Annotated in this window: 20 protein-coding genes and 3 pseudogenes; 10 read left to right on the plus strand and 13 right to left on the minus strand. The window is 68.8% G+C overall.

Annotation, left to right across the window (positions count from 1 at the left end; all coding sequences use genetic code 11):
* Nucleotides 1–12: 12 nt before the first annotated feature.
* Both OG912_RS04890 and OG912_RS04895 read left to right on the plus strand, forming a co-directional pair.
* Nucleotides 13–990, plus strand: coding sequence for an ATP-binding cassette domain-containing protein (locus tag OG912_RS04890; RefSeq protein ID WP_327708338.1), 978 nt, complete (start codon nt 13–15; stop codon nt 988–990).
* Complete coding sequence (locus tag OG912_RS04895; RefSeq protein ID WP_326739465.1) at nt 987–1,772, plus strand: ABC transporter permease; 786 nt, start codon at nt 987–989, stop codon at nt 1,770–1,772. The genes OG912_RS04890 and OG912_RS04895 overlap by 4 nt, the downstream gene beginning before the upstream one ends.
* On the opposite strand, the gene OG912_RS04900 is transcribed toward OG912_RS04895, so the two are convergent.
* The gene (locus OG912_RS04900) at nt 1,753–4,875 is read right to left on the minus strand and encodes an ATP-binding protein (RefSeq protein ID WP_327708339.1); all 3,123 of its coding nucleotides are present in this window, start codon (nt 4,873–4,875) and stop codon (nt 1,753–1,755) included. The two genes, OG912_RS04895 and OG912_RS04900, sit on opposite strands and share 20 nt — an antisense overlap.
* A gap of 133 nt (nt 4,876–5,008) precedes the next feature.
* Nucleotides 5,009–5,659 carry an MOSC domain-containing protein gene (locus tag OG912_RS04905; protein WP_327713339.1) on the minus strand — a complete coding sequence of 217 codons (651 nt, stop codon included), beginning with the start codon at nt 5,657–5,659 and terminating at the stop codon, nt 5,009–5,011.
* Between the two features lie 267 nt (nt 5,660–5,926).
* On the opposite strand from OG912_RS04905, the gene OG912_RS04910 reads away from it, so the two are divergent.
* Nucleotides 5,927–7,456 carry a helix-turn-helix domain-containing protein gene (locus OG912_RS04910; protein ID WP_326739462.1) on the plus strand — a complete coding sequence of 510 codons (1,530 nt, stop codon included), beginning with the start codon at nt 5,927–5,929 and terminating at the stop codon, nt 7,454–7,456.
* A 344-nt stretch (nt 7,457–7,800) separates the two neighbouring features.
* On the opposite strand, the pseudogene OG912_RS04915 reads toward OG912_RS04910, so the two are convergent.
* Both OG912_RS04915 and OG912_RS04920 read right to left on the minus strand, forming a co-directional pair.
* Nucleotides 7,801–8,658: pseudogene (locus tag OG912_RS04915) on the minus strand (IS701 family transposase); the annotation flags it as partial.
* Between the two features lie 52 nt (nt 8,659–8,710).
* Entirely contained in the window at nt 8,711–9,304 is a 594-nt protein-coding gene (locus tag OG912_RS04920; RefSeq protein WP_327708341.1) for an acyl-CoA-like ligand-binding transcription factor, read from the minus strand.
* A 179-nt stretch (nt 9,305–9,483) separates the two neighbouring features.
* Here OG912_RS04920 and OG912_RS04925 point away from each other — a divergent pair, with 179 nt between their 5' ends.
* The 3 genes and pseudogenes from OG912_RS04925 to OG912_RS40020 all read left to right on the plus strand — a co-directional run.
* Nucleotides 9,484–10,404: an oxidoreductase gene (locus OG912_RS04925; RefSeq protein WP_327708342.1), complete on the plus strand. Its 921-nt coding sequence runs from the start codon at nt 9,484–9,486 to the stop codon at nt 10,402–10,404.
* 169 nt (nt 10,405–10,573) lie between these two features.
* Nucleotides 10,574–11,452: an SGNH/GDSL hydrolase family protein gene (locus OG912_RS04930; RefSeq protein ID WP_327708343.1), complete on the plus strand. Its 879-nt coding sequence runs from the start codon at nt 10,574–10,576 to the stop codon at nt 11,450–11,452.
* A gap of 899 nt (nt 11,453–12,351) precedes the next feature.
* Nucleotides 12,352–12,474: pseudogene (locus tag OG912_RS40020) on the plus strand (hypothetical protein); the annotation flags it as partial.
* Here the strand turns inward: OG912_RS40020 and OG912_RS04935 are convergent.
* The 6 genes from OG912_RS04935 to OG912_RS04960 all read right to left on the minus strand — a co-directional run bounded on the left by OG912_RS04935 (nt 12,415) and on the right by OG912_RS04960 (nt 18,750).
* Nucleotides 12,415–14,385, minus strand: a complete 1,971-nt coding sequence (locus tag OG912_RS04935) for a condensation domain-containing protein (RefSeq protein ID WP_327708344.1) — start codon at nt 14,383–14,385, stop codon at nt 12,415–12,417. The pseudogene OG912_RS40020 and the gene OG912_RS04935 overlap by 60 nt on opposite strands.
* 91 nt (nt 14,386–14,476) lie before the next feature.
* On the minus strand, nt 14,477–14,695 hold the full coding sequence (locus OG912_RS04940) for an MbtH family protein (protein WP_030882769.1): 219 nt from the start codon (nt 14,693–14,695) through the stop codon (nt 14,477–14,479).
* A gap of 223 nt (nt 14,696–14,918) precedes the next feature.
* On the minus strand, nt 14,919–17,138 hold the full coding sequence (locus OG912_RS04945) for an MMPL family transporter (protein WP_327708345.1): 2,220 nt from the start codon (nt 17,136–17,138) through the stop codon (nt 14,919–14,921).
* Between the two features lie 222 nt (nt 17,139–17,360).
* Nucleotides 17,361–17,609 (minus strand): hypothetical protein, encoded by a 249-nt coding sequence (locus OG912_RS04950; RefSeq protein ID WP_030882763.1) that lies wholly within the window; start codon nt 17,607–17,609, stop codon nt 17,361–17,363.
* Nucleotides 17,609–17,959 (minus strand): ArsR/SmtB family transcription factor, encoded by a 351-nt coding sequence (locus OG912_RS04955; protein WP_030882759.1) that lies wholly within the window; start codon nt 17,957–17,959, stop codon nt 17,609–17,611. The genes OG912_RS04950 and OG912_RS04955 overlap by 1 nt, the downstream gene beginning before the upstream one ends.
* A 38-nt stretch (nt 17,960–17,997) precedes the next feature.
* A complete protein-coding gene (locus tag OG912_RS04960) occupies nt 17,998–18,750 on the minus strand; it encodes a 4'-phosphopantetheinyl transferase family protein (RefSeq protein ID WP_327708346.1) in 753 nt (250 codons plus the stop codon).
* Between the two features lie 270 nt (nt 18,751–19,020).
* On the opposite strand from OG912_RS04960, the gene OG912_RS04965 reads away from it, so the two are divergent.
* Nucleotides 19,021–20,337 carry a cation:proton antiporter gene (locus tag OG912_RS04965; RefSeq protein WP_327708347.1) on the plus strand — a complete coding sequence of 439 codons (1,317 nt, stop codon included), beginning with the start codon at nt 19,021–19,023 and terminating at the stop codon, nt 20,335–20,337.
* A gap of 74 nt (nt 20,338–20,411) precedes the next feature.
* Here the strand turns inward: OG912_RS04965 and OG912_RS04970 are convergent, their stop codons facing one another.
* A complete protein-coding gene (locus tag OG912_RS04970) occupies nt 20,412–20,723 on the minus strand; it encodes an ArsR/SmtB family transcription factor (protein ID WP_327708348.1) in 312 nt (103 codons plus the stop codon).
* A gap of 219 nt (nt 20,724–20,942) precedes the next feature.
* Here OG912_RS04970 and OG912_RS04975 point away from each other — a divergent pair, with 219 nt between their 5' ends.
* Complete coding sequence (locus tag OG912_RS04975; RefSeq protein WP_327708349.1) at nt 20,943–21,515, plus strand: hypothetical protein; 573 nt, start codon at nt 20,943–20,945, stop codon at nt 21,513–21,515.
* Nucleotides 21,516–21,673: 158 nt separating this feature from the next.
* On the opposite strand, the pseudogene OG912_RS40025 reads toward OG912_RS04975, so the two are convergent.
* A pseudogene (locus OG912_RS40025) lies at nt 21,674–21,775 on the minus strand (helix-turn-helix transcriptional regulator); the annotation flags it as partial.
* 35 nt (nt 21,776–21,810) lie between these two features.
* Between OG912_RS40025 and OG912_RS04980 the strand changes: the two are divergent.
* Nucleotides 21,811–22,557 carry a tyrosine-type recombinase/integrase gene (locus OG912_RS04980; RefSeq protein WP_327708350.1) on the plus strand — a complete coding sequence of 249 codons (747 nt, stop codon included), beginning with the start codon at nt 21,811–21,813 and terminating at the stop codon, nt 22,555–22,557.
* A gap of 358 nt (nt 22,558–22,915) precedes the next feature.
* Here the strand turns inward: OG912_RS04980 and OG912_RS04985 are convergent, their stop codons facing one another.
* Nucleotides 22,916–24,208: a cellulase family glycosylhydrolase gene (locus OG912_RS04985; RefSeq protein ID WP_327708351.1), complete on the minus strand. Its 1,293-nt coding sequence runs from the start codon at nt 24,206–24,208 to the stop codon at nt 22,916–22,918.
* Between the two features lie 827 nt (nt 24,209–25,035).
* Here OG912_RS04985 and OG912_RS04990 point away from each other — a divergent pair.
* Nucleotides 25,036–25,452, plus strand: a complete 417-nt coding sequence (locus OG912_RS04990) for a hypothetical protein (protein ID WP_327708352.1) — start codon at nt 25,036–25,038, stop codon at nt 25,450–25,452.
* Nucleotides 25,453–25,584: the final 132 nt, after the last annotated feature.

Below are 25,584 nucleotides of genomic sequence, written 5' to 3' on the forward strand. Positions count from 1 at the left end.
AACCTCCTCGGCATGACGACAACCACTTCGCACTCTCCCGCCATCTCGGCCAAGGGACTACGCAAGGCCTACGGGGACAAGACGGTCCTCGACGGCATCGACCTCCTGGTCCCGACCGGCACGGTCTTCGCGCTGCTCGGCCCGAACGGCGCCGGCAAGACCACCGCCGTGAAGATCCTCTCCACCCTCATCACCGCCGACGCCGGCGAACTGCACGTCGGCGGCCACGACCTGGCCACCGACCCGCAGGCCGTACGCGCCGCGATCGGCGTCACCGGGCAGTTCTCCGCCGTCGACGGGCTGATCACCGGCGAGGAGAACATGCTCCTCATGGCGGATCTGCACCACCTGCCCAAGAGCGAAGGGCGGCGGGTCGCCGCCGAACTCCTTGACCGCTTCGACCTCGCGGACGCCGCGAAGAAGCCCGCCGCCACCTACTCCGGCGGCATGAAGCGCCGTCTCGACATCGCCATGACCCTGGTCGGCAATCCGCGGATCATCTTCCTCGACGAGCCGACCACCGGACTCGACCCCCGCTCGCGGCACAACATGTGGGCCATCATCCGCCGGCTCGTCTCGGACGGGGTCACCGTCTTCCTCACCACCCAGTACCTGGAGGAGGCCGACGAACTCGCCGACCGCATCGCGGTGCTGAACGACGGCAGGCTCGCCGCCGAGGGAAGCGCCGAGGAGCTGAAGCGGCTCATCCCCGGCGGGCATGTGCGGCTGCGGTTCACCGACCCGGAGACGTACCGGGCAGCCGCCGCCGCCCTGCGCGAGGCGACCCCGGACGACGAGGCCCTGTCGCTGCAGATCCCCAGCGACGGCACCCAGCGCGAGCTGCGCGCCATTCTCGACTGGCTGGACACCGCCGGCATCGAGGCCGACGAACTGACCGTGCACACCCCCGACCTCGACGACGTGTTCTTCGCCCTGACCAGCGCCACCCTGCCGAGCCAGACCGACCAGTCCAAGGAGACAGTCCGATGAGTACCCTCTCCCTCGCCGCCCGCGACTCGTCCACGATGCTGCGCCGCAACCTCCTGCACGCCCGGCGCTACCCCTCCCTCACCCTGAACCTGCTGCTCACACCGATCATGATGCTGCTGCTCTTCGTCTACATCTTCGGCGACGTGATGAGTGCGGGTATCGGTGGCGCGGACCGCTCCGACTACATCGCCTACATCGTCCCGGGCATCCTGATGCTGACCATCGGGAGCACCGTGATCGGGGCCGCGGTCTCCGTCGCCTCCGACATGTCCGAGGGCCTCATCGCCCGCTTCCGCACGATGGCGGTCTACCGCGGCTCGGTGATCGTCGGGCACGTCGTCGGCAGTGTGATTCAGGTGCTCGCCAGCCTGCTCCTCGTCGGGGCGGTCGCCGTGGCCATCGGTTTCCGGTCCACGGACGCCACGGCCCTGGAGTGGCTCGCGGCGCTCGGGCTGCTCGCGCTGTTCGCCACGGCGCTCACCTGGATCGCGGTCGGGATGGGCATGGCCAGCCCGAACGCCGAGGCGGCCAGCAACATGGCCATGCCGCTGATCCTGCTCCCGCTCATCTCCAGCGCCTTCATCCCGGCCGACACCATGCCGGGCTGGTTCCGGCCGATCGCCGAGTACCAGCCCTTCACCCCGGCCATCGAGACCCTGCGCGGCCTGCTGCTCGGCACCGAGATCGGCAACAACGGATGGATCGCGATCGGCTGGTGCGTCGTGCTGGTCGCGCTCGGCTACCGCTGGTCGATGGCCCAGTTCAACCGCGACCCGAAGTGAGCGCGCGGGCTGCCTCCCGCAGCTCGTCACGCTCCAGGGCGGCATACTCCGACACCGCGTCGGCGTACGCCGCCCGGTCGGCGTTCTCGGCCGCCTGCCGGGCGCGGTCCGCCGACATCGTCGGCTGGAAGTCACGCATCACCCGCAACCGTTCGGCCAGCGCGAGCATCCGTACAGCAGTGGCGTCGTCGTCGCCCGAGGCGAGCCCCGCCAGACCGAGGGCGTGCAGCACCGTCCCGAACACCGGGAGCTGCCAGGGCGAGCCCGGCGGACCGGAGAGCAGGGTCCGCAGCCCCTTCCGCAGCCGGTCGAGCGGCTCCGCGACCAGTTCGATACGGCCGGCGTGCGCGTGCGCCGTCACCGCCGCCGACTGGATGTGCAGCGCCGACGGGTCGAGCCAGAGGTCGTCGCCCTGCGTCGGGACGGCCTTGGGCATCCACTCCACGGCGCCGCGCCACAGGCCCAGGCCGAGCTCCGTCAGCCCGCGGGCGAGCGCGATCTCGGCCCGCCCTGCGAGGTCGGGCCGGTAGAAGGAGTCCAGCCGCGGAAGGCTGTCGCGCTCCGCCTGGCGCAGCCAGTACTCGGCCTCCTCCGGTTCGCCGCGCTGCAGGCAGGCAAGGACGAGGCCCGTGCGGATGAAGAGATAGTCGTGCCCGTCGGCGAGCCGCGGCACGACCTCCAGCGTCGCCCTGAGGTGCTCGTACGCCTCCTCGCCCCGGCCCGTCCGCAGGCACAGCTCGCTGAGCCGGGAGTGCCCCATGAGCTGCATGGACGGATTCCCGACCGGGTCCAGTTCGGTGAGTATCCGGCGGGCCGATGCGAGCGCGCCGTCGATGTCGTGCTCGTACTCCCAGACATAGGTGGCGATGGACTCGGCGACGCCGGCGACCAGCGGCTGCTCGCTGGCACAGAGCCCGTGCAGCACCTCGTGGTCCGGAGGCAGCATCTCGGGGATCGCGCTCAGCACCGCCCCGATGGCGCGAAGCAGTGTGTCCGGCGGGGCCGCGGGCAGCCGCCGAAGGGTGACGAGCTGGCGTACGGCGACCGGGCCGTGGGCCATGAACAGGCCCGCCGTACACATCACCGCGGCGGCGCGGGCGACTTCGACGTGCGCGGGTTCTGGGTGGTAGTGCGAGAGCGGCGGGCCCGTGTCCGCGGCAAGGGCGGCCAGCCGGGGGAAGGTGGAGTCGGTGGCCCACAGGGCGCCGAGTACCGCGGTGAGGGCGGCGAGGGCGGGGGCGTCCGTGCGGGCCAGGGCGTATCGCAGGGCAAGGACGAGGTTGTCCTGCTCGGGTCTGATCCGCTCCCAGGCGGCCCGCGGTTCCGGGCCGAAGAACCAGTCGTGGTACGTGACCCCGAAGTCCCTTGCCCAGCTGAGGAACCGGCCGATGGTCTCCTCGTCCTCGCCCGCCTCCGCGCGCCGGGCCGCGCTGAACTCCCGTACGGTCTCCAGCATGCGGAACCGCACACCGGCCGGGGTGTCGGCGACGGTGAGCAGCGACTGGTCGGTCAGCTGCTCCAGCAGGAACAGCGCGTCGTCGCCGAGGAAGTGCTCCGCCGCTTCGCCGGAGAAGCCGCCGGGGAGGACGGACAGCGTGCGCAGCGCCGCCCGGGCGTCCGGTGCGAGCAGGTTCCAGCTCCAGTCGACGACCGCGTGCAGGGTGCGGTGGCGCTCCGGGGCGTCGCGCGCTCCGCCGCGCAGCAGCGCGAACCTGTCGCCGAGTCGGCGGGCGATCTCCGGCACCGAGAGCACCCGCACCCGTGCTGCGGCCAGTTCCACGGCGAGCGGCAGCCCTTCGAGGGTGCGGCACAGTTCGGCCACCACGTCCGGCGGCAGCTCAACGCCTGTCCGGGCGGCTCTGGCCCGCTGGGTGAACAGCTCGACGGAGGTGTCGGGGCCGAGTTCCGGCAGCGCGTACACCGCCTCCGACGTGAGGCCCAGAGGGGCCCGGCTGGTGGCGAGCACCCGCAGGCCCTTCGAGGACGAGACCAGGGCCTGTACGAGGTCGGCGGCTCCCCGGACCACCTGCTCGCAGTTGTCGAGGACGAGGAGCGCGGGCCCGGAGCCGAGCACACCGAGGATGCCGGACACCGGATCGGCGGCGGCCTGGCCGCTCATGGCGCCCGCGCCGAGCGCGGAGGCCACCTCCGCGGCCACGTCCGCGTCCGCGGTGACGCCGGCGAGCGGTACGAAATACACCACACGCTGTTCGGCCCGGCGGCTGACGGCGTGCGAGAGCCGGGTCTTGCCGAGGCCGCCGGGGCCGGCCACGGTGACGGCGCGGGAGGTGTGCAGCAGGCGCTGCACCGCCGCGATGTCCTCGTCGCGGCCGAGGAGCGGATTCGGCTCGTGCGGTACGCCGTGCCTGACCACGGGCGCCTCGCTGCGCAGCAGTTCGTGCTGTACGGCCTTGAGCCCGGCGCCCGGGTCGGTGCCGAGCTCGTCGCGGAGCCGGCTGCGGTAGGCCTCGTACCGCAGCAGCGCGGCGGACGGGCCCGCCGTCGCCGCCTCGCCGCGCAGCAGTTCGGCGAGCACCTCCTCGTCGCGCGGATGCCCGGCGGCGGCCTCGGCCAGCGGTCCGGCCGCCTCGGCGTGCCGCCCGAGCCGGGCGAGGGCGAGGGCCTGCGCGCGTACGAGTGTGCCGCGCACGGGCGCGCGCTCGGCACGCAGCGCGGCCACGGGGTCGTCGGTGGTGGCGCCCGCCCCGTCGGGCGTGCCCGCCCACAGCGCGAGCCCGGCCTCGGCCGCGGCGAGCGATGCCGCGTGGTCCCCGGCCCTGGCCCGGGCCGCGCTCGCGGCGGCGTGCAGCAGGAGGGCGGAGGTGTCGACCTGCTCCTCGGCGAGGGCGATCCGGTATCCGGTCGGCGTACTGGCGATGACGTCGGCGCCCAGCAGCGAACGGGCCCTGGACACGAGGACCTGTACCGCCTTGCCCGGCCGCTCCGGCAACTCGTCCGGCCACAGCCCTTCCACGAGCCGCTCGCTGCTGCAGCCCGTGCGCAAGTCGCCTGCCAGCAACGCGAGAAGACCGCGGAGCCTGGGCGCGGTGAGCTCCTGTCCGCGATAGGCGACACGCGGCAACAGGGTCAGGTCGGTGGTCACCCGTGCAGGTTAGAGCGTCCGGCAACCGGGGGTGGGTGAAGCCGGGGCCCGGCTTCCGTAACTCCCCAGGGACCGAACGGTTCCGGTGGACGTCGGGGGTTGGCCAGGGCACGGTCACCCGCCGGCGGTGTGGCTATGCTGAGGCCCGCCGCCGGACCAGCTCCTTGCTCTCCGCCGGCAGCGCGTCGGCGGCCAGCAGGCGCGGCAGCAGTTCGGCGTTGAGGGTCAGGGCCCGGAAGGTGAGCGCGACGGTCACGTCGTGATCGGGCCGGTGCACGATCTCGACCGGGTCGGCGGCCCGGATGTCGCCGGGTTCGATCACCCGCAGATACGCACCGGGCCGGGCGGCGTGGGTGAACCTCTTGATCCAGCCCTCCCGTTGCAGCCAGCCCTGGAACGTTCCGCACGGGATCCGCGGGCACGACACTTCCAGGACCACGTCCGGCCCGATGCGCCAACGCTCGCCGATCAGGGCGCCGTTGACGTCCAGCCCGAGGGTCGTGAGGTTCTCCCCGAAGGCTCCGTTCGCGAGCGGCCTGCCGAGTTCGCCCTCCCAGCTGTCGAGATCCTCACGGGCGTGGGCGTAGACGGCCTGGTCGAAGCCTCCGTGATGCTGCAGGTCGTAGACCCGGTCACCGGCGAGGCCGACCACGCCGGTGCCCTTGGGGCCGGGGTCGGCAACGGCGACCGGCCCGTCAACGGGCCGCTTGTCGATCCCGGTCGCGCTCAGCCCCTTCCAGGGGTTGGGGCGGGGGTGGCCGATATTGACGGAGAGCACCTTCATGCCGAGGACGATACGATCCGCCGCCCGCTCGGGCGACAGGGTTTCCGGGCCGTACCGAGCGGCGCCCAGGGGTGAAACCTTCTCGGCCTCCTGCCGGGTGCCGATGGACGCACTCCGCGTGCCGAACCGCTCCGGCGGGCGGACGATGGAGGAGGACAGCGCGTCCGTGCCGAGCCGCGCCCTCCTCCCGCAGCTCTGCACCCGGCCGTCACTCGAACGCCACACCCCCACATCAGGCTCATCTCATATCTGAGATAACCTTTTGGCATGTCAGACGACTACCTCGTACGTATCGGCAAGCTCATCCGTGACGCCCGTCAGCACCGGGGCTGGACACAGAGCCAGCTCGCCGAGGCGCTCGCCACCAGCCAGAGCGCCGTGAACCGCATCGAGCGCGGCAATCAAAACATCAGCCTTGAGATGATTGCGCGCATCGGTGAAGCTCTCGACAGCGAAATCGTGTCGCTCGGTTACGCCGGCCCCATGCATCTGCGCGTGGTCGGCGGGCGCCGGCTCTCCGGTTCCATCGACGTCAAGACCAGCAAGAACGCGTGCGTGGCGCTGCTCTGTGCCTCGCTGCTCAACAAGGGCCGCACCGTCCTGCGCCGCGTGGCCAGGATCGAGGAGGTCTACCGCCTCCTGGAGGTGCTGAACTCCATCGGGGTGCGCGCCCGGTGGATCAACGACGGCACCGACCTGGAGATCGTCCCGCCTGCCCGGCTCGACATGGACGCCATCGACGCGGACGCCGCCCGCCGGACCCGGTCGATCATCATGTTCCTCGGCCCGCTGCTGCACCGTATGGACCGGTTCAAGCTTCCGTACGCGGGCGGCTGCGACCTCGGCACGCGGACCATCGAGCCGCACATGATCGCGCTGCGCCGCTTCGGTCTGGAGATCGCCGCGACCGAGGGCATCTACCACGCCCAGGTCGACCACTCCGTCACCCCCGGCCGCCCCATCGTGCTGACCGAGCGCGGCGACACCGTGACCGAGAACGCACTGCTGGCCGCAGCCCGGCACGACGGCACCACCGTCATCCGCAACGCGTCCTCCAACTACATGGTCCAGGACCTCTGCTTCTTCCTTGAGGCACTGGGCGTACGGGTGGACGGCGTCGGCACGACGACGCTGACCGTGCACGGCGTGCCGAACATCGACGTGGACGTCGACTACTCCCCCTCCGAGGACCCGGTCGAGGCGATGAGCCTGCTCGCCGCCGCCGTCGTCACGGAGTCCCAGCTGACGATCCGCCGGGTGCCGATCGAGTTCCTGGAGATCGAGCTCGCGGTCCTGGAGGAGATGGGCGTCGACTGCGACCGCACGGCGGAGTACGCGGCCGACAACGGGCGCACCCGCCTGGTCGACCTGACGGTCCGGCCCTCCAAACTGGAGGCGCCGATCGACAAGATCCACCCGATGCCGTTCCCGGGCCTCAACATCGACAACGTGCCGTTCTTCGCGGCCATCGCCGCCTCGGCCCACGGCCAGACCCTCATCCATGACTGGGTCTACGACAACCGCGCGATCTACCTCACCGACCTCAACCGCCTCGGCGGCCGCCTCCAGCTCCTGGACCCGCACCGGGTCCTGGTCGAGGGCCCGACCCGGTGGCGCGCGGCGGAGATGATGTGCCCGCCGGCCCTGCGGCCGGCGGTGGTGGTACTACTCGCGATGATGGCGGCCGAGGGGACCTCCGTACTGCGCAACGTGTATGTGATCAACCGCGGTTACGAGGAACTGGCGGAGCGGCTGAACTCGGTGGGGGCGCAGATCGAGATCTTCCGGGACATCTGAAAGCCTGCAAAAATGGCACCGTCACACCCCTTCTGACCTGCACAAATGCGAGTCGAGGCGGGGTGTGACGGATTCCCTGGGACTTTTCTGGGACTTTGAACCAGGAGCGACGGCTTCCATGCACCGCGCTCTTCACGTGATAAGTCATCGGAAGGATGCCGGCCGGGGAGAGTCTCGGAAAAGCCCAGGTCAGAGCCCATTTCCTGGCTCGCGATACCGCGAGCTGACGCCCAGAGCGTCATGACCAACAGTCCATTCCTCCTCTTCGGGACGGAACAGGTTGCCACGATTAGCCCCCTGCACGAGCCCCCGGATCATTGATCGCCAGTCCACTGGTGGACTACCTTGCCGACCGCGATGACCAGGCTCTTCACTCGCTGGGCCGGCTCGGGGTAGGCCGGAACCGGATGTGGGCCGCGGCCGGAGTAGGCAGGTGTGCACGGCTGTGCGTCCTCGGGCTGCGCGGTGGTCGTGGTCGAGATGCCCACCACGTAGTCGAGACCGCGTTCCTCCAGGCCGAGCCGGAAGGCGGCGGTGTCCCCGTAGCCGCCGTCGGCGATGTCCTGGGGCACCTCGATGCCCCAGGACCGCGTCTCGTCGATCATGTCGAGGGCCAGCTGCCACTTCTCGACATGGCCCACCTGGGCAGGGATGGCGCACTTGTCACGGCGGGCCACCTTGACCCGGTCGGCCTTCGGCGAGGCAGGATCCCAGCTCCCGGGCAGGAACAGCCGCCAGTTCACCGCCGCCGAGGCGCCGTTGGAAGCCAGGTGGAGCGAGACTCCGGCCTGGCAGTTGGTGACCTTGCCCGCAGTGCCGGTGTACTGCCGGGCCACGCTCGCCGACTCGTCCCCGTCCTTGAGGAACCCAGTGTCATCAATGACCAGCGCGGTGGGCTTCATGACCGGCTGCATGCGCCAGGCCAGCCGGGCCCGCACATGCGCCGCATCCCACGGGCTGGAAGTGACGAAGTGGGCCAGGGCCTGCCGGTTCCCGTCCTCGCCCAAACGGGCGGCCATCAGCTCCACCGACTTACGCCCGCCGTCCAGCAACAGACCCCGCAGATAGACCCCGCCCCACCGACGCTGATCCTCCCGCGCGAACGGCTCGAACATCCCCGCCGCGAAGTCCTCCAGATCACACCGGACCGCAGCCTCGGGCACACCGTCGGGCACGACCAGGTCCTCAACGAGGTCGTGCATGTCGGCGTAGCCGGCGACGAAGTAGTAGGCCCGGTCGTCCGGGACCGGACCCTCAGAGGGCTTCGTGCGGACCCAGGATTTCGAACGCCTCATCGACGAGTTGCCCCAGGCTATGGCTGCCGTTCCCCGTGATCCAGGTTCGGGTGGCGACCTCCAGAGAACCGAGCGCCGCCTCTGCGAGAAGGGCCGACCGCATGTCCTCCGGCGGTGCAGCCAGCCGTTCGGCGAGAGCCTCCGCGACGAGGCCGCGCCAGCGGGCTTTTTTGTCGAGATGGGCGGACCTCAGGGCCGTGCTCTGTTCGATCATCCGCGCGAGCGCCAGGGATCCCTCGGCGTCGTGGCGGTAATGGTCGATCAACGGTTCCATCGACGCCCGCAACGCGACCCAGGGTGATTCGGCACCAGGTCGATCCCGCAGAGTAGCCGCGACAGCCTCCCCCAGGGGGTCCAGCGCTCCGAGCACCGCCTCCTCCTTCGACGCGAAGTAGCGGAGGAAGGTGCTTCGGGACACCCCGGCAGCTGAGGCGACATCCGCGACGGTGACGTTCTCGAATCCCCGGCTCCTGAACATGTGCAGTGCTACTTGCGCCAGCTCCGCGCGCACTGCGGCGCGCGCGACGGCGCGCGTACCGATCGGTTGCCTCATGCCTGCCAGCATAGCCCCGGTTGCAGAAACGACATTGGATGCCTACTTTGGTACTCAGTTCCACATTTGAGCCCCCACTTCACCTCTGGGACTCATAGTCGCCGAGCAGGTCCGGCATCCGACTGTCGGGTGCGTCAAGTACTGCCGCGCTTCCACCGCCGTCGCGTCAAGGAGTTGCCATGAGTGAACGACCCACCTGGACCCCGGCCCAGGTCCCGAACCAGAGCGGCCGTGTCGCCGTCGTCACGGGCGGAGGCTCCGGACTGGGGCTGGCCATCGCGACGGCGCTCGCCGGACAGGGCGCGCATGTGGTGATCGCCGTCCGGGACGTCGGGCGCGGCGATCGCGCCGTCGCAGGCATCACAGCAGCAGTGCCTGGAGCCTCGGTGGACGTACAGCTCCTCGACCTTGCCTCCCTCGCGTCCGTGCGCCAGGCCGCACGCGACCTGCGGACCCGCCATTCCGGGATCGACTTGCTGATCAACAACGCGGGAGTGATGTGGACACCCTTGATCCGCACCGAGGACGGCTTCGAACTCCAGATGGGGACCAATCACCTCGGTCACTTCGCACTGACCGGGCTCCTTCTGCCGCTGATGCTGGACCGGGAGGACTCCCGAGTGATCACTGTCAGCAGCAGTAGCCATCGGGGCGCGCGCCTCGACTTCGACGACCTCAACGCGGAGCGTTCCTACGATCGGCGGGCCACCTACGCGCGGTCGAAGCTGGCCAATCTGCTCTTCACGTACGAGTTGCAGCGGAGGTTGGACGGCGCCGGCGCTGTCACCAGGGCGCTGGCCGCGCATCCCGGCGGGGCGTCCACTGGGCTGACCCGCAATGCGCCGGCTCACATGAGGTTCCTCAACGCCGTGCTGGGCCCCGTGATGACGCACAGCGCCGAGCGCGGGGCACTGTCGGCGCTGCGGGCGGCGACCGACCCCCGCGCCCTGGGAGGTGAGTATTACGGACCGCGCGGGCTTGGAGAGATGCGTGGCGCACCAAGGCGCACCAGCTCTCACCCCGGCTCCCACGATGTCGTCGCTCAACTGCGGCTGTGGGAAGCGTCAGTGGAACTGACGGGTGTGCAGCCCCCCGTGTGACAGGGCCGTTCGAAGGTGATCACCCGATGGACAGTGATTGCCCTGTCGACGGGGACACCACGGCAGCACGATGCCGGGGTGCAGGTGCACTCGGTGAACGTGCTCACCGCTGTGACCGGTCGACGGTGCACTGCCACGCCCCTCCCAACGTGCTGTCACGGAAGGCAATATGCCTCGTCTCATAAAATCTGCGGGCGCCATCACTGCGGCGCTCGCCGGTCTGCTCACCCTGAATTCGACCGTTGCCCCTCCGGCCAGTGCCACCCAGACGGTCGGCACGACGGCGGAGTACGTGGCTCTGGGCGATTCCTACGCGTCCGGAGCCGGTCTGCTGGGGAAGATCGACACCGCCTGCGACCGCTCCGATCGCGGATACCCGGCAGTCCTGGCCCGGTCTCTGAAGCCGGCCGTCCACCGCAACGTCACGTGCTCCGGTGCCACCACCGCGCAACTGACCACGGCACAGGGAGGTAACCCGGCACAGCTCACCGCGTTGAGTGCCAAAACCACCCTGGTGACCCTGACCATCGGCGGCAACGACATCGGCTTCTCGGGCATCCTCACCACGTGTGTGGTGACCGGGGTCTCCAACCCGACCGGTTCTCCCTGCCGGGCGTACTACAAAGGAGGAGGAACGGACCAGTTGGCGGCACGGACTGCCGCCACGCAGCCGAAGATCGCCGCAGCGCTGACCGCCATCAAACAGCGCAGCCCCAAGGCGAAGGTGGTCGTTGTCGGATATCCGTCCATCGTCCCCGACGACGGGGCCAAGTGTCGGCCCTCTCTGCCCCTCGCGGACGGTGACGTCGGCTATCTGCGGGACGTCACCAAGAAGTTCAACGCCATGCTCGCGTCCACGGCCGCGGCAGCGAACGTGACGTACGCGGACACCTACACGCCGACCGTCGGCAGGGACATGTGCCGTTCAGCGGCCACCCGGTTCATCGAGCCCCTGACGACGACCGCGGCCGCTCCCGCGCACCCCAACGCTTTGGGCCAGTTCGTGATGGCGCTGCCGGTGGTCGACCTCTTCACCCGAAGCAGCTGAACTCCGCCCGACGACTGGACCACGTGCTCCGTGTCCCTCGCTCACAGAGGCGGGGAGGGGACACGGGCCGAGCGGGTGCTGTCGCCGGCTGTCGCCAATACGTACCGGCACCGCTCCCCCGGCTTCCGGCCCACCACACGTGTGTGGTGGGCCGGAAGCCGGTGCGCCCGTGCCCACCATCTCGAGGAGCACCTTCCTTGCCAGAACTTCCCAGGCGGGACACCACCCGGGCTGTCGCCCCCACACCGGACAGGCGTTCAGGGGACGGGGACGCGGCCAAACTCGCGTCCGCACGAGCCGCGCTCGCACGGGCCAGAGTCGCGCACCGGTCGGAGAACGACAGTCGGGCGCGGCCTTCCGCTGCGACGACCGGGACGACGACCGAGGGCGCACCGACCTCGGAGAAGCGGAACCAGCCGAGCGTGACGGGCGTTCCCGCGCACTCGTCGTTGCCCATCCGGAAGAGACGGCTGCTCCTTGCAGCGGCCGCCTTGGTAGTGGCCATCGCAGGCAGTGCGGCGTTCGTCGCCCTCGCCGGACCGGATGCCGACCGGGCCACGAGCGGTCGTGGCAGCGCGGTCGGCACAGATGACCATGTGTTCCACGATGGCTCCGAGGAGGATGACACCACTCGCGCACCGGGTTCGTCCCCCTCTGCTGTTGCCGCTGAAGGGTCCTCGGTCGCCGCCACTGCCCCCGCCGAGGTGGACCGCAGCGGCGCGACGGCCGCGCCCGGCGGGGATGGCGCCACATCGGATGCCGGTCCGGCCCCCACTCCCGGGACGAGCGGTTCCGCCGCCGAGGAAGGTGTGGAAGAGACCGAGAAGGTGACCGTCGTGCCCGCTGGGGGCAGCGCCCTGGTGGTCGAGGCCGGCGGCGCCTGTCTCTCCGCGCGAGGAGTGGGCTCCGAGTTGTTCGTCGGGGAGTGCGACGGATCGTCCGGTCAGTCCTGGGGTTTCGGCTCAGACGGCGCGCTGCGCCAGGGTTCCTCGTGTGCGGCCGTCACCGGCGTGGAGGACCGTACGCCGGTCGTGCTGGCATCCTGCGACGGTTCCTCCGCCCAGCTCATCCGCCTGGCGGGATCGGCGTTGATGTCCGGAGCCACCGACCGTCACCTCCACCCCGGCATCGGCCAGCACGTAGCCGATCCGCTCCGCCGGGTTCGCCGGGTCCAGCGGCACGTAGGCCGCACCGGACTTGAGCACACCCAGCAGCGCCGGAATCAGCTCCGCGTCCCGCTCCAGGCACAGTCCCACCATCGACTCCGGGCCCACCCCCAGCGACCGCAGATAATGCGCGAGCCGGTTCGCCCGCCGGTTCACCTCCCCGTACGTCAACTCCTGGCCGCCGGCGACCACAGCCACCGCGTCCGGCGCCGCGGCGACCCGCTCCTCGAACACCTCCTGCACACACCGCGACACGGCCACGGATGGTGCATCGGAGTTGCCCGCCCCGAGCAGCGACTCCCGCTCCCGCTCCTCAAGGAGGTCGAGCAGGGAGAGCGGACGCTCGGGCGCGGCGACGGCGGACTCGAGCAGGCGTACGAAGTGCCGGGCCATGCGCTCGACGGTGTCGCGCTCGAAGAGCGCCGTCGCATAGACCAGCTGCCCCTCGAAGCGGTCGTCAGCGGCGTCGTTGATCTGGAGCTCGAGATCGCACTTGGCGATCCGACTCGTCATCGGGTAGGCCTCCACGTCCAGACCGGGCAGGGCCAGTCCGCCGTCCCCGCGCTGGTGCATCGTGAGCGCCACCTGGTAGAGCGGCGTGCGGGACATGTCGCGTTCCGGCCTCAGCTCGTCGACCAACTGGGCGAACGGCACGGCCTGGTGGTCGTAGGCGTCGATGAGCGTGGTGCGGGCCCGTGAGAGGAATGTCGCGAAACTGGGGTCGTCCTCCCATCTTGCGCGCAGCACGAGGCTGTTGATGCCGTAGCCGATGAGCGACTGAAGCTGCGGGTGGGTGCGCCCGGACACGGTCGTGCCGACCGGCACGTCGCGCTGCCCGGTGTAGCGGGCGACCAGCGCCTGGAACGCCGAGAGCAGCACGACGAAGGGGGTGGTGTCGTGACGCCGGGCGATGTCCCGGACGACGGCGGTGAGCTGGGAGGAGAGCGTGAAGGAGACCTCCGCGCCGTCGTGGCTGCGGAAGGCGGGCCTGGGCCGGTCCGCTGGCAGGTCCACGGGTGCGGCGTCGGCGAGCTGGGCCCGCCAGTAGTCCAGGTGCCCCTCCATGGCCTTCCCGGAGGTCTCCGAGCGCAGCCAGCCCGCGTAGTCGGCGTACTGGATGGGGAGTTCGTCCAGCGGTGAGGGGTGCCCGTCGCGGAACGCATCGTAGAAGGCCGCCAGTTCATTTCCGAGAACACGGCTCGACCAGGCATCGAAGGCGATGTGGTGGAACACCGTGGTGAGGATGTGGTCGTCCGGTGCCAGCCGCAGCAGCCGAGCCCGCGCGGGCCACTGCTGCTCCACGTCGAAGGAGGTGACGGCCTCCTGGGCCACCAGCTCGGCCGCCCACCGCTCCGCGTCGGACGCTGTCGGGGACGCCACGTCGCCCGCGTGCTCGGTGAGCGGCAGCTCCACGGCGTCCACGGCGTCGTCGACGATCTGCACCGGCTCGGTGCCGTCCAGTGCGTAGCGGGTGCGCAGGATCTCGTGGCGGGCGGTCAGTCCGGTCCAGGCCCGGCGCAGCGCGGCGACGTCCAGGCCGCCGCGGATCCGGAACGCGAACGGCACGAGGTACTCGGCGCTGCCAGGTTCCAGCCGGTTGAGGAACCACATCTGCTGCTGCCCGTGCGACAGGCACAGCGGGGCGTCGCGGTCCACGGGCTCGATGCCGGGGCGGTCTCCGCGGGAGGCCCCGCTGAGCCGCTGGCGGAGGAGCCTCTCTCGAAGAACGTCGACGGCAGCACTTCGCTCGTTGTTCTCGGCGCTCATCTGTGTTGCTCCTCCTGCCACCGCAACCGCGTAGCCAACTCGATGGGGAAATCTGACCGCTTGAGCTCAACCGTTGTGTCTCTGCCGGGAGTCAGTGAGCCGCTTGCTCTTCCATGCGCCGACGGAGGCTGAGCGGACGCATGTCGGTCCACACCTCGTCGATGTGCTCCAGGCACGCGGCGCGTGATCCGGTGGTGCCCTCGGCACGCCAGCCCGCCGGGATGTCCCGGTCGGCCCACCAGATCGAGTACTGCTCCTCGTCGTTGATCACGACGTGGTAGGTCTGGTTGTCGTCCCGCTCTTCGGCCATCGGGGATCCTCACGTGAGAGACGGAGATGTCACATTTCTCGAATGCACTGCGCGCTTCGCCCGCACTGCGATCAACGTCTGCAGCCTCACCGCGAACCCGATACTCCGGCTATATCGAAGCTATGCGAAACGCTCCTGCCCAGGAGTCGGCGGTTGCCGAACTCCCGGGCCGGAGCGTTTGGTTCATCGCCCGCGAGAAGCGGGAGAGGACAGTACGTCCCGCCTATCGCAGGGGGGAACCGCTGACGGGACGTACTGGTTCGGGGGTCTTTTCGCCGATGGGCCTCGATGCGGCTCCGCGCTGCTTGCCGAGCCGGGAGGACCAGGCGCGATCGCCCAGGAGCGCCATGGCGGCCGGCAGGAGAACTCCTCGGACGACGGTGGCGTCGATGAGAATGGCGACCGCCATGCCGACGCCCATCATCTTGTACTCGATGGCGGTGAGGCTGACGAACACGGTGAAGACAGCCGTCATGATCACGGCGGCGCTGGTGACCACGCCCGCGCTGCTGCTGATGCCGCCGACGATGGAGTCGTTGGAGCTGGCCCCGTCGGCCCACCGCTCCTTGATCCGGCTGAGGATGAAGATGTGGTAGTCCATGCTCAGCCCGAAGAGGATGACGAACATGAACAGCGGCAGCCAGGCGACCACGCCCCCGTAGGCCGTGAAGCCCAGCAGCGAGCCGAGGTGCCCGCTCTGGAAGACCCAGGTGAGCACGCCGTAGGCGGCGCCGATCGAGAGCAGGTTGAGCAGGATCGACACCAGCGGGATGCTCCAGGAGCGGAAGGCGACGACCAGCAGGACGAAGGCCAGGGCGAGGATGAAGACGAAGACCGCGACGGACCGGCTGTTGAGCTGGTTGGCGAAGTCGTACGGCATCGCCGTCTTGCCGCCGACCGCGTAGTCGATGCCCTCCACGGTGCCGAGGGTCGCGGGCAGCACGGTGCCCCTCAGCTTTTCCAGGGACTCGTTCGACGTGTCGTCGGTCCCCTTGCCGATAAGCGGGACGCGCACGACCACCACGTCACCGACCTCGACCGAAGTGATCGGCTCGGCGATCCCGCTGCCAGGGGTGGCCGCCTGCTCGTGCAGGGCATCGATCGCCGTCCGCAGAGCGGGGGTGTCGGCACTCGTGCCGTCGCCGGTGGCGATCGCCACACGGGCGGGGCTCGAGGCACCCGGGAAGGCGTCATTCATCCGGACCGCGGCGTCCACCGGGGCGACACTACGCGGCAGGCTGTCGGTCGTAGCCGGGTCCTGAAGCTTCATGCCGAGCATGGGCAGGGCCATGACCAGCAGGACGAGAGCGGCGATTCCACCGGTCAGAGCGGGGCGGCGCACCACGGTGCGGGCCACAGCGGACCAGGTCCGCGACTCGCGTGCGACGGTCCTGCGCTTGCCGAGCCAGGGGATGCGCGCCTTGTCGACGCGGTGCCCCAGGGCGGCGAGCACCGCCGGCAGCACGGTGATGGAGCCGAGCACCGTGAGACCCACGACGATCACGGTGCCGGCCGTCAGCCCCTTGAAGACGTCGAGCCCGGAGAAGAGGAGGCCGCACACACAGACCATCACGGTGAGGCCGGAAACCACCACGGCGTGACCGGACGTGCGGGCCGTCATCGCGAGGGCGTCCTGGGTGTCGCGTCCCGCGATCCGTTCCTCCCGCTCCCTTCGCAGATAGAACAGCGAGTAGTCGATGCCGACGGCCATGCCGATGAGCAGGACGATGGAGGAGGCGGCACTGTTGACCGGCACGAACTGTCCGACGGTCTGCAGCAGGCCGAAGGTGCCGATGACCGCGGTCGCGGCGAGCAGCAGGGGGATACCGGCGGCGATCAGCGAGCCGAAGACGACGAGCAGGATCACCAGGGTCAGGGGCAACGAGGTGAACTCGGCCTTCGCGAAGTCGTCCTTGATCGCGTCGTCGACGACCGCGTTCAGGCTGCGGTCACCGGCCTGCACGATCCGTAGGTCCGGGTTGTTGTCCTGCACCTCTTTCAGGGCGGCGACAGCCTCGTTGTAGTTCTCCTTCTGCTTCTCGATCGGTCCGTCGAGTTCGAAGGTCACCAGACCGGACCGGCCGTCCTCGGACACCCATCGCTCGCCGTCGGTTCCCGCGGGCGATCCGATGTCGCGCACCGCATCGCCGGTGCCGCGCAGTTTGTCGACCAACTCCTCGACCGCACCCTGCAGCTCGGGGCTCTCGGTGAACTTGGGTCCCTCGTCCTCGCGTGACTGGAGCAGCACGCTCTCGCGGACAGAGTCACCGTTGTCCTCAGTGCGCACGATCTGCTGCGCCTTGCCCGCGTCACCGGGGTCGAGGGAGCGGGCTTCGGGTCCGCTGATCAGCGCGCTGGACATGATCGCGACGACCACCAGTACCAACCAGCCCGTGATTGCAAGGGCCTTGTGCCGGACCGACCATCCGGCGACGGACTCCACGACCCCACGGGGAGGTCCAACCGGCAGGGGGACCTGTTTCACGCGCTCCTCCCCTTCGCCTTCCGGGGTCCTGCGATTTAACTTGCCTTTGCGCAGCATCGGCTGCTCTCCTTAAGCGTGGAGGAGCGTATCCAGGGAAAACTCGCCCGACGGCGAGGGACATGCCTTCCGAACACTGGGTCGCCGAGTTGCAGCTCGGCGATCCAGTTCCGCGGCTAAGCGCTATTCAACGTCCTTGAGGATCCGCTCCAGCGACTCCATACGGTTCTGCATATCGGCCAGATGGCGTTCGGTCAGCTGTTGCGCGACGAGGGACTGCTCGGCCAACTTGCGGTACTCCTCCTCGCGGGCCAGCACCGCCTTGGCGCGCCAGCTCGCGCCGAGCTGCCGGATGATCACGGTGACCACCACAGTGATCAGAGTGAAGACCCCGATGACGCCGAACACTTCCTGCCAGTCAGTCCCGCTCATCAGACAGTCCCCTTCTCGTCTCGCGCACGGGCCGTGTCGCCACCGGTCATCTCCGGCACCACGGCCGCGATCGATTCCGGCGTCAGGTGGACCGCGAACGGCGTCACCTCGTAGAACTTCATCGCTTTCCCATCGGGTGAGATCTCCATCTGCGCAGACACAAGTCCCGCGGCCTCCAACTTCTTCAAGTGGACCTGGAGAAGCGCGCGGCTGATCCCCATGTCCCGAGCCAACTGGCTCACGTACTTACGTCCGCCGGCAAGCACCGCTACCACCCGCAGACGGTGCGGATTGGCCAGCGTCGCCAGCGTCAACACCAGTTCGTCTCCGCTTGGCAGAGGCGTTTTCATAGCAGCACCCAGCACATGCAAAGAAACACTAGCAGGTCCTAAGAATTATTGTCACCTGCTAGTCGGAAGGCTGCTTGTCTGGTCACGACGGGCCGCACGGACTCGGCGTCCTGGGCCAGCGCCCCAATCAGGCCAGGCGTCAGAGCCAGGTCCTGCACGTGCCAGCGTCCGGCAAGGCCCGACTCGGAGAACTCCATGGTCACGGGCCCGGGATCGGCGGGCGACGCCTCCAGGTTTTCCAACTCCGCGAAGATGCCGACGCCGCACGCCTTGAGTACAGCCTCCTTGCGCGTCCAGGCCCGGTAGAACAGCTCCTGACGTTGCTCCGGCGCCTCCAGGCCCCGAATCCGTGCGAGCTCGTACGCGGTCAGCGCTACGTCGGCAACGCCGACGGCGGAGGTGCGGCGCTCGATGTCGACACCGACCTTCTCCCCTGCAGTCACAGCGAGCAGCCAGTACGGCCCCGACCTGGAGAGGTTGAAGTCGAGCGTGGTCGCCGGGTGCTCGATACGGGGACGCCCGTGCGCCGGATCCGTGCAGCGTGGGCACGCGTGGCGGCCGAAGCGGACGGCGGACGGCGGCACCCCCAGATAGTGGTCGCCCAGGACACGCCGGACGGCCGCGTGCACTCCCGCGTAGTGTGCCGACCGGACTCTGCCCGCCCGACGGATCCTGCCCAGCTCATCGTCGGCGAGCACGGCAAGGTCAGAGGACGGCAGCAGGTCCCGTACCCGACCGTGCCAGATGTGGATGGCTCTCGTCTCACGGAGAAGTCCACTGATCTCAGCCATTCCGGGGCTCCTCGCTTGCGGGACAGAGTGGTCGGCCCGGATCCTCACGCCGCCGTCTATACGCAGCCCATTCCCGCACGAGGGGCGCACGGCCGGCGGCCGGGGGAGACCATATAGCGGCGGTATAGACCCCCCTCCGACCCTGAGCGAGGCCGCCACCCGCACGAGCAGCACCCAGCACCGGCGTGCCCCTCCCCACTGCACCGCCATCGCCTACAGGAGCAGCCTGCGGCCCCGGTCACGGAACCAGCCGCGCAGAAGGAGCTACTTGTGTCCGCATCCGATCCCGTGACCGGCCTCCTGATCGCCATCCCTACAGTGATCGTCGCCTGTCGGGGTGGGGCCGCGCTGGCCCGCCGGGTCGGGCAGCCACCGGTGGTTGGCGAGATCGCGGCCGGCATTCTGCTCGGCCCTTCCCTGCTTGGCTGGCTTTGGCCGACCGGACAGGCCTTGCTGATTCCGCCGGAATCGATTCCCTACGCAGGAGCGCTCGGCCAGCTGGCGCTGCTGGTCTTCATGTTCCTCATCGGTCTGGAGCTCGATCTGGGCGTGCTGCGCGGCCTCGGCCGCACGGCGCTCGTGGTAAGCCAGGCGAGCATCGCCCTGCCGCTGCTCCTCGGGGCGGCTCTCGCCTCGGGCATGTACGCGACGATGGCCCCCGAGGCCGCGGGGAAACTGCCGTTCGTCCTGTTCATCGCCGTGGCCCTGAGCATCACGGCGTTCCCCGTGCTGGCCCGCATCCTCACCGACCGCGGGATGTACCACACGTCTCTCGGCGCCCTCGCGATGGCGTGCGCGGCCGTCAATGACGCCATGGCCTGGTGCCTGCTCGCGGTGGTCGTGACCATCACGCGTAGCGGCTCCGCGCTTGACCCGGTCGTGACGGTGGCCCTGTCGGCGTTCTTCCTCGTGGCCATGCTGTACGTGATCCGACCCGCCCTCGCCCGCTGGACACCGGGGACGGGCCGGGCCGGGCGGCACACGCCGGACGCCGAGCGGGATGGACTGCTCCTGCTGACCGTGTTCACCGGGATCTGCCTGTCCTCCCTCGCCACCGATCGCATCGGACTGCACGCGCTGTTCGGCGCGTTCGTCTTCGGCCTGGTGCTACCCCGCGGATCGCTGCCGGTCGAGCGCGCCGCCACCCGGCTGCGCACCGTCGTCGTCCCGCTGCTGCTTCCGCTCTTCTTCGCACACACCGGGCTGCGAACGGACATCGGCATGCTCGGCAACGACCTGGTGCCCTGGCTGTGGGCGGCGGCGATCACCGCCGTTGCCGTGCTCGGCAAATGGGGCGGAAGCGCCGTGGCAGCCCGTGCCTGCGGGCAGGGCTGGCGCAACGCGCTCTCGCTCGGCGTGCTGATGAACTGCCGCGGGCTGACCGAGCTCGTTATTCTGAACATCGGCCTCGAACTGGGCTTGATCGGGCGTGACTTGTTCACCATGCTGGTATTGATGGCGCTGGTCACCACCGCGCTCACCTCACCGGCCCTCAACCGACTGCGCCGCCGCGAGGTCCGGGGCCTCGTCCTCACGCCGGGGTCGGCACTCGTGCCGGACGCAGGCGCGCACAGCGACCGTTCGTGACCCTTACTCATCGACGCTGTCGAGACCGTCAGAGTCGGTAAGGTCTCGCCGGGCCTCCAGTTCAGGTCCCCTGTTCAACTCTCCGCGGCGGGGGCTTCATCACCCTGCACGGCCTCGCGGATCGTGTCGACGTTTAAGTGCAGGTTGAACGGGGTGAGTGCAAAGTACTTCAACGGGGTCCCGTCCTCACTCAGCTCCAGGTTGCCCACCACCAGGCCGGCCTTCTCCAGGCGCGCCAAGTGCATATAGAGGAGCGGTCGGGACATGTCCAGACGGCGTGCTAGATCGCTGACATAGACCCTGCCGTCGGCGAGTTCGGCTATGACCCGCAGCCGCTGCGTATTGCCCATGGCAGCAAGCAGCGCCTGAAGCTCCTCGCTGTTCATGGCTCACCCCTGTTTGGCCCAGACCGTAGGCGGAGGGCCGCCTACCATCCGAACGGTTGCCCTCTCATCAAGCACCACGTTACGGGAGGTGCCCCTCGTGTACCGGGAGTCCCTTCCGCCACTGCAGCATCTCCCATCGTCTCGCAAAGGCGCGCGAGAAAAGTGCATCGGCCTGGCCATTGGGGCCCTGTGGTAGACGAGTTGTCCACGATCAGGCCGGTGGGCGCCACGCCCTCACAGCACCTCACCTGTTACCTCGTGCGTGCCCGCCGCCCAACCCGCGAACGGCTCGGGAACGAGTCCGCGGCCTCCCTGTCACCGTTCCTCGGGTCCACAGGATCCGTTGCCAAGGGCGAAGCCTTGGTGCTGAAGCAACAGGCCCGCAGAGCCCAGAAGAAGGCCTTGCGGGCCGGGTCCACGACGACACCTCCTGTTGCCGTCCCGGGGGTCGAGGCGGACGCGCCTTCCCAAGATCTGGCCACCGCGCCCAGCGACCCGAAGGTCACTGTGACGAGCCAGCAGTTTCAGCAGATGTTCATGACTTGGCTCGCTCGTGAGGACGCTCAGCAGGCGCTCTGGAGCCTCATCGTGAATGCCGAGGTCGAGGATGGCGGTGCTGCCACCCTGGCATGGCAGCAGGAACTGAAAGAGCTTTCGCCTGAGCAGCGAACCGAGCGGGTCATCGAGTTTCTCGCTACCAACCCCTCGATTCTGGAGGACTTCGCTCGTCAGCTCATAGGCAGCATGGCCCTCGGGCCCAGCGAGACGACTCTCAGGCGCGACCGGGCGTAGGTCCGTGCCGTTCAGGATGGCGCGTCGCTAGAAGGAGCCTCCGACGCAGGCCAGAGGCCCTTCTCCAGGCAAAGCCGCTGGTGGCGGCAGACGAGTCGGGCTGTACGCCGGGTTCTGTCGCCCGACCAGGGACAAGAGCACCAGCCAATCTTGGCCGATCAGGTCGCGCGATTCACCGCTTGAGCTTCCAGCCATGCCTCTACCTCCGACCAGCGGTAGCGCAAATAGCGGCCGACCTTGTGGGCTCGCGGACCACGACCGCCTGATACACAAAAATCCGTGCCTCGCCAAATCGGTGCAGGACGCCAAGCCGAAGCGAGGAGGTGGCGGCCGGGCAGAGCTGACCCTGACATGGGAGGACACCGAGAAGATCCGTGCCGAACTTCCCGACCGCTACAAAGCGCTCGTCGACTGTGGTCGCGGCCTGGGTCTTCGGCAAGGAGAGATATTCGGCCTGTCACCAGAAGATATCGACTGGGCACATCCGGACGGCGCCATGGTGCACGTGCAACGGCAAGTAGTCCACGACGGCTCGTTCCTCGTATACGCCCTCCCCAAGGGCGGAGACGAGGAGGACCCGAAGGACCGGTGGGTCGAGTTGACCGACGACGTGGCCATCCCCCTGCGCGAACACATGCAGAAGTACCCGCCGGTCGAGGTGACCCGACCGTGGGGCAGCAAAGGCGGCGACCCGGTCACGGTGCGGCTGATCTTCTACACCCGGGAGAAGACCGCCATTCAGTCGAATTGGTTCAACTCCTACCGCTGGAAGCCCGCCCTGGTGTCGGCCGGCCTCATCAAGCCCCTTGAGCCCGACGCGAAGGGACGACGCTGGGAGAAGTCCCGCGACGTGATGATGCACGCGCTCCGACACCTGTACGCGTCGATGATGATCAACGGCGGGGTAGACGTGTACACGCTCGCGGACCGCCTCGGACACGCCGATCCCGCGTTCACCCTGCGTAAATACGTGCACCGGGTCGTGGGAGCCGGTTCCAAGGTCCGCATCGCGGTCCGGAGCGCCTACACCAGGGCCGCGTGACTCCTGCTCCGTTCGGCTTGTGCAACAACCGTGCAAGATGATCTTCGAGAGGTGTCATTTACGCAGGTCAGAAGCTTTGTCTATGAGTTCCGGGACATCTGAAAGCCTGCGGAAGAGGCACCGTCACACCCATCCTGACCTGCACAAATGCGAGGCGAGGGGGGTGTGACGGAGCCTCTGAGACTTCCCTGATGCTTCTCTGGGACTTCCCTGGGACTTGAACCTGGAGCGACGGCTTCAGTGCACCGCGCTCTTCACGTGATGAGTCATCGCAAAGGGTGTGGAACCAAAATCATGTGGAGGTTGACGCAGGTCAGCGGCCTCCACGAGCCAATCCGAGCCCCGCGCACGCACACTGCTAGCTGTCGGCGCTGCTGCCGGCCACGACGCAGGAGCGGCTGCTTTCCCAGCCCCACCCGTCGCCGTCGGGGTCGGACGAGCTGCCGTTGACGCAGTATGGGTAACCGTTGGGGGCCGTGCCCTCGTCGGTCCCGCCATCGCTGTCGGCGCTGCTGCCCGGGACGACGCAGGAGCGGCTGTTCTCCCAGCCCCACCCGTCGCCGTCGGGGTCGGACGAGCTGCCGCCGGCGCAGTAGGGGTAGCCGTTGGGCGCGGTGCCGCTGCCCGTGTCGCCCCCGCCGCCGTAGACAGTGGCGGGCTCGGAGGTGGCGGTGATGCCGTTGGCTCCGTTGATGAAGCGGTTGCCCCAGCTCGTCAGGGAGTTCGCGTCGAAGCCGTTGACCATGTCGAGGTACTCGACACCGCTGCCGTTGCCGCTCCAGGACCAGCCGATGTAACCCACGCCGAGGGACTGCGCGGTCGCCATGATGGCGTCCTCGTCCGGGTTGCCGTCACTGTGCTGGTCCCCGAACTCACCCACGACGATGGGCAGTTCGTTGTCGGTGAAGTGGTGCAGGTAGTCCTGCACCTCGGCGGCGGTGTCGTACACGCCGTACATGTGGATCGAGAAGATGGTGTCGCGGTCGGGGTCGGATGCCAAGACCGAGGCCGCGTTGTCCCTCATGGTCCCGGACCAGTCCTGGCCCCAGTTGGGGGCGTCCACCATCAGGGCGTGGTCGAGGCCGGCGTTCCGCAGCTTGCCGATCGCACTCTTGGTGGCACCGGTCCAGGCCGCGGCGTTCGAGTTGCCGTACGGCTCGTTGCCGATGTTGACGACGACGTAGTCCTCCTGACCCTCCAGTGCGCTCTTCACGCCGATCCAGTAGTCGGCGGCCTTGTCCAGGGTGGTGGCGGCGCCGTCCTCGCCGTATCCGGTGGTGTCATGCACCTCCAGGACACAGATGACCTCGGCGGCCTTGCACTGTCCGATGAGGGCGGATACCTGCGAGGCGCTCGTCTTCGTCCACCGGTCGCCACTACTGAGGACGACGCGGACGGTGTTGGCACCCTTGGCCGCTATGTCGGCGATGGCGGTCGTCTGCTCGGGGTACCAGGTGTAGGCGTGGTTGATCCCACGCATGACGAACTCGTTCCCGTTCGCCTCGACCACGTGTCCGTTACTGACGCGGATGCCGGTGGGCGCGGCCTGGGCCTCGCCCACGGAAGGGCCGGCGATCGAGCCCAGCAGGCCCAGGGCGGCGGCGAACGCCATGCCCGCCACGGTGATCAGGGTGCTTCTCGGCTTTCGCATTTCTCTCCTCGATACCCATGCGGGTGGGGTGGGGGTGCGGGAAGGAGCACGGAGCAGGACGGCATCACCGGACGGACAGCACCCCATGACAACGATGTCCGACGACCGCGCCGGCCCCTGAGGGCACGCTGGGTGAGCGCCGCACGCACTTCGGCGGGAGTGTCGCCGTAGGCAGGCTTCGCAGGCGTCGTGATGGTGGGGGCAGCGCCGGGCAACTGACGTCGACCAGCTGCGACTTCGGCCGAATGCGGCTCGAACGGGTCGTCGCCACACCATGAGGCACCGGGCGTTGCACCCCTGTCAATAGCGAGTTCACGATCCGTCCGCCGCGCACGGAATGCCACGTGAAACTAAACCGCTAAACTTCCAGGCCAGCCCCGCGGCAGACCAAGCAGTGGCCATCAACCAGCAGAAATCAGCTCAGCACGATTGATTGACAGTCACACGACACGCCCCTACATTTCTGACCGATAAACCGGTACAGGGTCGGAGTTCTCTTCGTTGACCCGCCGAGGCCGCCCCGTCCACCTGCCGCGCCTTCCGAGGCTGCGGACCGCCCCCTTCGGACGAAAGAGACGCCATGCGCAGTCACCTCCATACTCGGACCAGGCGTCACTGGCCCCTGGTATTCCTGCTCCTGGCCGCCTTGGCGGGCACCTGCCTGACGCTCCTGCGCCCCGCCCCGGCATCGGCCGCCACCGACTCCTTCGCGACGCGGTGCGGGGATCCGCTTCTGCCTGGGCGGCGAGGAGTACTACGTCGCCGGGGCCAACGCGTATGACCTGTTCACCTTCGGTTCGGGCTCCGGCGACACGGAGGCCGAGTACATGGACAAGGCGCGCATCGACGCCCACTTCGCACGCATGCGCGATGACGGTGCCGGCGTCGTCCGGCTCTGGATGTTCAACCATGAGGACTGGCACGGCTTCGAGAAGGCCGAAGGCGTCTACAACGAGCAGCAGTTCGCCCAGTTCGACTACATCATCGAGTCCGCCCGGACCCACGGGATGCGGCTCATGCCGGTCCTTGAGAACTACTGGGAGGCGTACGGGGGTATCGACACCCGCCTGCGCCGGCAGGGCCTGTCCGGCGGACAGCCGGCCCGGGCCGCCTTCTTCGACAAGAACCGCTGCCCCGGGTGCTTCACCTCGTACAAGAACTACGTGAGCCATGCGCTGAACCGGACGAACCACTACTCCGGCGTCAAGTACAAGGACGACCCGACGATCTTCGCCTGGATCTGATGAACGAGCCGCGTTACGAGGCCCAGAGCGAGGAGGAGAACGTCGAGGGGACCACACTGCGGGCCTGGGTCGACGAGATGGGCGCCTTCGTCAAGAAGATCGACCCCAACCACCTGCTCAGCGCCGGCATCG

This window comes from Streptomyces sp. NBC_00464 (assembly GCF_036013915.1).
Classification (GTDB): domain Bacteria; phylum Actinomycetota; class Actinomycetes; order Streptomycetales; family Streptomycetaceae; genus Streptomyces.